This window comes from Aeromonas sp. HMWF017 (assembly GCF_003061465.1).
In the GTDB taxonomy this organism is placed as follows: domain Bacteria; phylum Pseudomonadota; class Gammaproteobacteria; order Enterobacterales; family Aeromonadaceae; genus Aeromonas; species Aeromonas veronii.
Map to the genome: position 1 here is coordinate 1 of NZ_QAJD01000024.1, position 7,006 is coordinate 7,006.

At 58.4% G+C, this 7,006-nt stretch carries 4 protein-coding genes, 1 tRNA gene and 2 rRNA genes; 2 read left to right on the top strand and 5 right to left on the bottom strand.

The features are described from left to right. Window positions 1-1,397 (top strand): DUF342 domain-containing protein (locus DBR30_RS01840; RefSeq protein WP_108588167.1); only part of this gene is annotated, 1,397 nt, incomplete at its 5' end. Window positions 1,398-1,511: 114 nt separating this feature from the next. Beyond that, on the top strand, window positions 1,512-2,321 hold the full coding sequence (gene yidA / locus DBR30_RS01845; RefSeq protein ID WP_108541128.1) for a sugar-phosphatase: 810 nt from the start codon (window positions 1,512-1,514) through the stop codon (window positions 2,319-2,321). Window positions 2,322-2,430: 109 nt separating this feature from the next. On the opposite strand, the gene DBR30_RS01850 is transcribed toward yidA, so the two are convergent. The 5 genes from DBR30_RS01850 to DBR30_RS01870 all read right to left on the bottom strand — a co-directional run. After that, the gene (locus DBR30_RS01850; RefSeq protein WP_108541127.1) at window positions 2,431-5,514 is read right to left on the bottom strand and encodes a transglycosylase domain-containing protein; all 3,084 of its coding nucleotides are present in this window, start codon (window positions 5,512-5,514) and stop codon (window positions 2,431-2,433) included. Window positions 5,515-5,722: 208 nt separating this feature from the next. Then, window positions 5,723-6,040 (bottom strand): PTS system regulator TmaR, encoded by a 318-nt coding sequence (tmaR, locus tag DBR30_RS01855; RefSeq protein ID WP_005336024.1) that lies wholly within the window; start codon window positions 6,038-6,040, stop codon window positions 5,723-5,725. A gap of 412 nt (window positions 6,041-6,452) precedes the next feature. Further along, window positions 6,453-6,529: transfer RNA gene (locus tag DBR30_RS01860), tRNA-Asp, on the bottom strand. A gap of 97 nt (window positions 6,530-6,626) precedes the next feature. Beyond that, window positions 6,627-6,741: ribosomal RNA gene (rrf, locus tag DBR30_RS01865) — 5S ribosomal RNA — on the bottom strand. Between the two features lie 110 nt (window positions 6,742-6,851). Next, window positions 6,852-7,006, bottom strand: a 23S ribosomal RNA gene (locus DBR30_RS01870); the annotation flags it as partial.

Below are 7,006 nucleotides of genomic sequence, written 5' to 3' on the forward strand. Positions count from 1 at the left end.
AGGATCGCATGAGCGCCATCGCCCAGATCACTGCCGACTGGGGGGGCAAGTATGTGACGCTGGAGCAGTTGCAAGAGGCGATCGCCATCAGCGAAATCAAACAGGGGGTCAGTGAGCAACTGCTCACCGCTGCCATCCAGTCAGCCAAGGAGGCAGCTCCCGGCAGTCAGCTCAAGCTGGTGATTGCCAACGGCCAGCCAGCCGTCAATGGTCAGGACACTCGCTATGAGCGGCTGGTGGAGACCCCGGCCGAACGGATCCTCAAACCGCAGGAGCTGGGTCATGGCAAGGTCGACCTGCGGGATCTCGGCTCCATCGTCACCGTCAAGGCCGGCGCTCCGCTGATGCGCCGTCATCCGGCCACCGTCGGGGTACCCGGTTTTACCGTGACCGGTCAGGATCTGCCCGCCAAAGATGGCAAAGACAGTCCGATGAGCGCTGGCGAGGGCACCTTCATCTCCCCCGACGATCCCGACCTGCTGATTGCCGGTCGGGCTGGCCTGCCCTGTCAGGAGAAAGCAGGCATGAAGGTGGACGAGGTGCTCAGCGTCAAACAGGTGGATGCCCGCCACGGCCACATTGATTTTGAAGGGGGCTTAATCGTCAGCGGCGACGTCAACCCGGGTATGAAGATCAGGGTCAGCGGTGACATCGTGATTGGCGGCTTTATCGAAGGGGGCTGGATCGAGGCAGGGGGCAGCATTACGGTACGCCACGGCATCATTGGCCGCCGCAACGAGCAGGGGGAATACCTTTGCCAGCTCAATGCTCAAGGGGAGATCCACGCCAGCTACGCCCAGTATGCCCAGCTGGAAGCGGGGGGGGATATCCAGATCCAGAGCCAGCTCAGCCACTGCTACTCCCGCAGCGGACAAGATATCAAGGTGGGCGATAGCAACATGCGCAAAGGCACTCTGCTGGGGGGAACCAGCATTGCCAATCGCCTGATCATGGCCCCCAGCCTGGGGGCCGAGGCCGCCAACCATACCCGGCTGCAGATCCTCGGCGGCTACTTCACCCACAAGGAGCAGGAACACCAGCTCAAGCTGCGCCAGCAGGCGTGTCAGGCCCAGCTGGAGAAAATCAAGGAGCTGGTCATGAAGTTGCTGCAACTACCCGGCGACAAGCGCAATCCGGATACCCTACGCAAGCTCAAACCGATCCGGGACCATCAGCTGGCCGAACTGGCCCAGCTCGATGAGCAGCTCACCGCCAACCAGGAGGAGCTGCGAAACTTGATGGCTCAGATGGAGGTCATTGCCACCCAGCACCTCTACTCCGGCATCGAGGTCGAGATGGCCAGCTTCAAACGCAAGGTTACCATCACCCGAGGCCCTACCCGCCTGACCATCCATGATGAAACCCTGGAGATGACCCCTTACGAGGGACACAAATAGCTCAACCGGCACGGCCCCATCGCTGAACCGGCCGTGATCCCGCCGCCGATTTTCGCTACACTCGCCACTTCCTTGGCCCCACCGGGCGGGCCACCCAGACTCAGGTAGTGAGAGATGTACAAGCTGATCGCATTGGATATGGATGGCACCCTGCTCAACCCGCAGGGGCAGATTACTCCCCGCACCCACGCCGCCATCAGCGCCGCGCGCGCCAAAGGGGTAACCGTTGTGCTGGCCTCCGGCCGCCCGCTGGAAGGGATGAGCCGCTATCTGGAAGAACTCGGCCTCACCACAGAGCATGACTACGTCATCTGCTACAACGGTGCCCTGGTGCAACAGGTGGCCGATCAGCACATCATCCGCAGCCAGCTGCTGACCGGCAGTGACGCCAGCGCCGTCGCCAAGCTGGCTGACGAGCTGGAGGTGAACGTCCACGGTTTCTCGGTCACCCAGGGCCTCATCAGTCCCCGTGTCAGCAGCTACACCGAGCACGAATCCCGCCTGATCGGCATGCCGATCAATCTGATCGACTTCGCCACCCTGCCTGCCGACGAGCAGATCATGAAGGTGATGATGATCGACGAGCCGCCCCAGCTCTCCCGCGCCATCGAGCGACTGCCTGCAGAGCTCTATGAGCGCTATACCGTGGTACAGAGCGCCCCCTTCTTCCTCGAGTTCATGAACAAGCAGAGTAACAAGGGAACCGGCGTGGCCGCACTGGCCGAGCACCTTGGCCTGACCGCCGATCAGGTGATCTGCGTCGGGGATGCGGGCAACGATCGCCACATGATCGAATACGCAGGCCTCGGGGTTGCGATGGGCAATGCCACCGACGAGATCAAGGCTCTCGCCCAGCACACCACTGCCCGCAACGATGAAGATGGCGTGGCTCAGGTGATCGAGCAGTTCGTACTGAATGCCTGATCGCAATCGAGCACCGCTGCGCCCGATAAGGAAATAAAAACGGGGAGGCAGTCAGCCTCCCCATTTTTTCTGGTTAGTTATCTGCGTGATGAGCGGTAATTCGTGCGCATCACTGGTTCACCAGACACTGAGTATGGGAGCCCGGTTGCAGGTAAGGCGTCAGCAGAGGAGCCATCCCCTTGAGCACCTGCACCGGCAGCGCCGAGGTGAACCTGAACTTGTCAGACTGGCTACCCGGTACATAGGCGGTCAGGGTACCGAAGTGATCCTCACCCAGATAGAAGACGAAGGTTGCGGTGCGGTTGCGCGCCAGCGAGCTGGTCACGTTGCCATAACGACCCACGGTTTCAATCCGGTTATCCCCGGTCCCGGTCTTGCCCCCCATCTGCAACACAGTGCCATCAGGCAGGGTAAAGGCACCGGCGATACGTCTTGCCGTCCCCCCTTCAACGACCTTGGAGAGCGCACTGCGCAGGGCGGCCGCCACCTCTGCCGGCATCACCCGGGTACCCTCGGTGTGCTGCGGCTCAAACTCGGTCTCGAAGGGCGTCCCCTTGGCGAACGAGAGGTGCTCGATACGCAGGGTTGGCGAGCGGACACCGCCATTCTGGATAATCCCCATCAGCTCGGCCAGTGCTGCCGGGCGGTCGCCGGAGCTACCCAACGCGGTCGCCAGCGAAGGCACCAGATGGTCGAACGGGTAACCGAGCTTGGCCCAGCGCTGATGGATATCGAGGAAGGCTTCAACCTCCAGCATGGTGCGGATCCGGCTGTCACGGGCACTGCGATGACGGGTCTTGAACAGCCAGCTGTAGACCTCCTGCCGCTCGTCACGACTGGCCGCCACCGCGTCGGCAAAGGTGGCCTTGTCGAACTGCTTGAGATAGGCCAGCAGCCACAGCTCCAGCGGGTGAACCCGGGCGATGTAGCCCTGATCCGGCAGTGAATACTTGCCCGGGCCATAGCTCACATAGAGCTGATTGACCCGCTTGGCGCTCAGCTTCTCCCGCGGCAACCGCTCCGCCAGGAAGGCAGCAAAAGCCGCTTCGCTGGCTTCCGGCATCAGGTAGCGGTGAACCGCCGCCAGACGTACCGCACTCGGCTTGAGACCGTCGAGGAAGGTATCGAGTTGCTCCTCGGGAGTCTTGCCGCGATATTTGCGCCAGAAGCGCAGCAGATAGGTCTGGCCCTCTTTGTCGGCAAATTTGGCCAGATACTCCTGACGACGGGGATCCTTGTCATCCTTGAGCAACTGGGCACGGTTGCCCTCCTTGTAGAGGCTGTAGCGCACGATATCGCGCATCAGCCGCACAAAGGGCAAGTTAATCGACTCACGCAGAGAGTCACGCAACGTCGGAATACGATTGTTATCCTCGCGGCGGAAGTTGTTGAAGGTGTGCATGCCGCCACCGGTAAAGAACCCTTCGTTGGGGCTGGCGGAGTATTTGCGATCCAGCGCCGCTTCCAGCATCACAGGCAGGCTCTTGTCCTGAGCCGTCATCAGATAGGAGATGGCCCAACGGCTGAGGTTGTCCTGAGAGACGGCAGCCAGCTTGCGCAGATTCTCGACCGGCATCCCGGCATAGTTGTCGTGCAGCTCGGCCACAATCTCCAGATAGGTGGTCAACACCCGCAACTTGGCGGTTGAGCCCAACTCCAGCTTGGAGCCTTCATTGATATCAAACGGCTGATCGGTGTTGTCGGTCTGTACCCGCACCTTGAACCCTTCCGGCGACTTCTCGAACAGGGTGAAGCTGTAGCGCACATCGCCCGTCTTCTCCGGCGAGAGCAGGCGCTCACCAAACAGCCCTACCTGAGCGGCAAACGTCGGGTCGGCCAGCTGTTGCAGATAACGGGAGATTTCGTTCTGCAGCGGCATGTTGAGGCTGGTATCGGCCGTCAGGTCCATCCGATCGAGGTCATAGAGCTGCACCCCGAGCTGGCGGCTCAGGCGAGTACGGGCAACCTGCAACCCCTTGTTGTTGTTCACCCGGGTGATAGCCGGGGACTGCAGGAAATCACGAAACGTAATCTTGGCCTTGAGCGCCGCCTCCATCAGAGGTGGCGTAATCATTCCCTCCTGCACAAACAGGCGCAAGTAGCTGTCGGTCAGGGTAGCCAATGCCTCTCGCCCCTGAGCCAGATAGTAAGAGGGACGGCGGTGCGCAATCATCAAAGAGACTACCTGACGCAGGGCAAGCCCCTGTTCGGCCAGCGGTGCATTCTGGTTGCGGGCAGGATCCAGCAGACGGTTCACGTCATCGACATTGGCACCAAACCAGACCCAGAGACCATCTCCCAGACCATGAACCTCACCATATCCCGGCGCAGCCGAGAGCGGTACCGAGTTGAGGTAGGCCCAGGCGACCAGTTTGCGCGCTTCAAGGGTTTCCGGCCCGAGACGATAGGCCCGCACGCTGGCAGAGGCCATCTGACGGATCTTCTCGGTCGGCGACAGGGTCAGGCCATCCGGCGAGTGGCGATACTTCTCAACCTGGGTCGCCAGGGTACTGCCACCGGCAGATTGATCCTGCATATCGAGCGCCTTGCCCACCTGAGATAGCGCGGCCTTGGCAAAACGGGGCCAATCGACCGCCGGGTTGGCCAACGGCTCTTCGTTGCTCAGCAGATCGCGGTTCTCGATAAAGAGCAGCGACTGGATGACGAGCGGCGGAATGGAATCAAAATCCGGATAGTGATGGGTCGGATACTTGAATTGATAGAAGGGCTCGGCGCGGCAATCGTGCAGCGTCAAACCGGCCTGCACCTTCTCGGTATAGGGCACGAAGAAGCCACGACTGGCATAGTCATAGAGCGCGTCGGAGAAATGTACCTGCTTGCTGACTTCATAGCCCCGCTGAAGCAAACGCTCCTGCATCATCGGCAGTTGCACATAGCCGAGCCGCTTGTCGAACGGGCCATCCTCAGGGAAAGCGATCTGCTTGCTCTGGCCAGGCTCGACCTGATAGGTGAGCTTGGCGGCATAGCGGGAGATCTCCTGAGATTGCAGCTTCGAGGTTTTCATCTCATAGCCAACCAGAGCGATCACAGCCCCCAGGCACAATAAAAAGAGAAAACAGAACAGCCAACGCCACCAGGGACGGCGCTTGCGCTTTGGGTTCCCGTCCGAGGTCTGGACAGATGAATCTTGAGATGCCACTTGTGTCAAATCCGTCTGTTCTGATGCGCCCATATCAGCCCCACCATGGTTGCGCAATTTATTGTGTTTCACTCAAGCTTAGTCTTTTCAAGTCAATGGCTTGAAACTATTGACCGCTTTGTGGTGATGGTAACAGGGCAATTCTAAAAAGGGGAGCCGATTGTTGCAGGAGTGGCAGAGATCCGAGCTGATAACAAAACACCGGCCAGTGGCCGGTGTCTCTTAAGCGAAAGCTGAGCGCTTATTTGTGAGAGCTCATGCCCTTCAGTTTGGTGCTCAGCTCTTTACGCTCTTTGGAGAGCTCGGCGTTCTTGATGATGTGGTCATCCACACGCTCTTCATAGTCGGCACGCATGTTGGCGATGATCGCCTGCACATCATCAATGCTCATGCCCGGCTTGATGTAGTCGCTCAGGTTGTCGAGCAGCAGCACGCGCTTCTGGTTGTCACGGATCTTCTTCTCGTTATCCGCAATTTCACGCTTGAGTTTGTTCTGGCGACGGGACATACGCACATATTCCAGTACATCGCTGAAGGTGGACTTGTTTACTTGTTCCATATCGATACCACTGACTTAAGGTTGATAAAAACTGGCCAAGTTACACCTGGAACCCGGCAAACTCGGCACGGGACAGGCAAACTCAAGATGCCCTTACTCTACCGAGTTATAAGCGAGATACAACCCTAATCGCGCACCATGAACAGAGTTTGGCCAAAAGTAAACCAGTTAAAATGGCTAGTAATCCATCAGATAAGAGCTTGATATAGATAGAAAATGGAGGAGATGACAGGGTTTTAGTTCTCTTCCTCTAGATAAATGCTAACACTGGCTGTTTAACACGCTAAAAACACAAAGCCCGGTCGTGAGGCCGAGTTTTGGTATTTGTTCTGGTATGCAAACCTGTGGGTCTTATGGACAAAAACGCCCATAGCAAAAGGCCTTCCCATCTCTGGGAAGGCCTTCAAATTAGTGGCGGAGCGGACGGGACTCGAACCCGCGACCCCCGGCGTGACAGGCCGGTATTCTAACCGACTGAACTACCGCTCCGCATTCGGTTAGCTTGCGCTAAATCTTCTGCTGCTTCTTCTGAGGTGTCATCCTCACAGCCAGTGACGTGATTCTTCACATCACCGTTTAATTGGGTGCCTGGCAGTGTCCTACTCTCGCATGGCGAATGCCACACTACCATCGGCGCTACCGCGTTTCACTTCTGAGTTCGGCATGGGATCAGGTGGTTCCACGGCGCTATGGCCGCCAGGCAAAATCTTCAATCTGAGAAAGCTGACGTGAATAACGACTTGGTCATTATCACTGAATTTGAGTAGTTCGTTCATTCGCTACAAGGCCCAGAACACTTCTTGGGTGTTGTATGGTTAAGCCTCACGGGTAATTAGTATGGGTTAGCTCAACACGTCGCCGCGCTTACACACCCCACCTATCAACGTTGTGGTCTCCAACGGCCCTTTAGGACCCTCAAGGGGTCAGGGATGACTCATCTCAGGGCTCGCTTCCCGCTTAGATGCT

Coding starts and splice junctions, on each gene's coding strand:
- yidA (WP_108541128.1), top strand. CDS start 1,512: ATGTACAAGCTGATCGCATTGGATATGGATGGCACCCTGCTCAACCCG.
- DBR30_RS01850 (WP_108541127.1), bottom strand. CDS start 5,514: ATGGGCGCATCAGAACAGACGGATTTGACACAAGTGGCATCTCAAGAT.
- tmaR (WP_005336024.1), bottom strand. CDS start 6,040: ATGGAACAAGTAAACAAGTCCACCTTCAGCGATGTACTGGAATATGTG.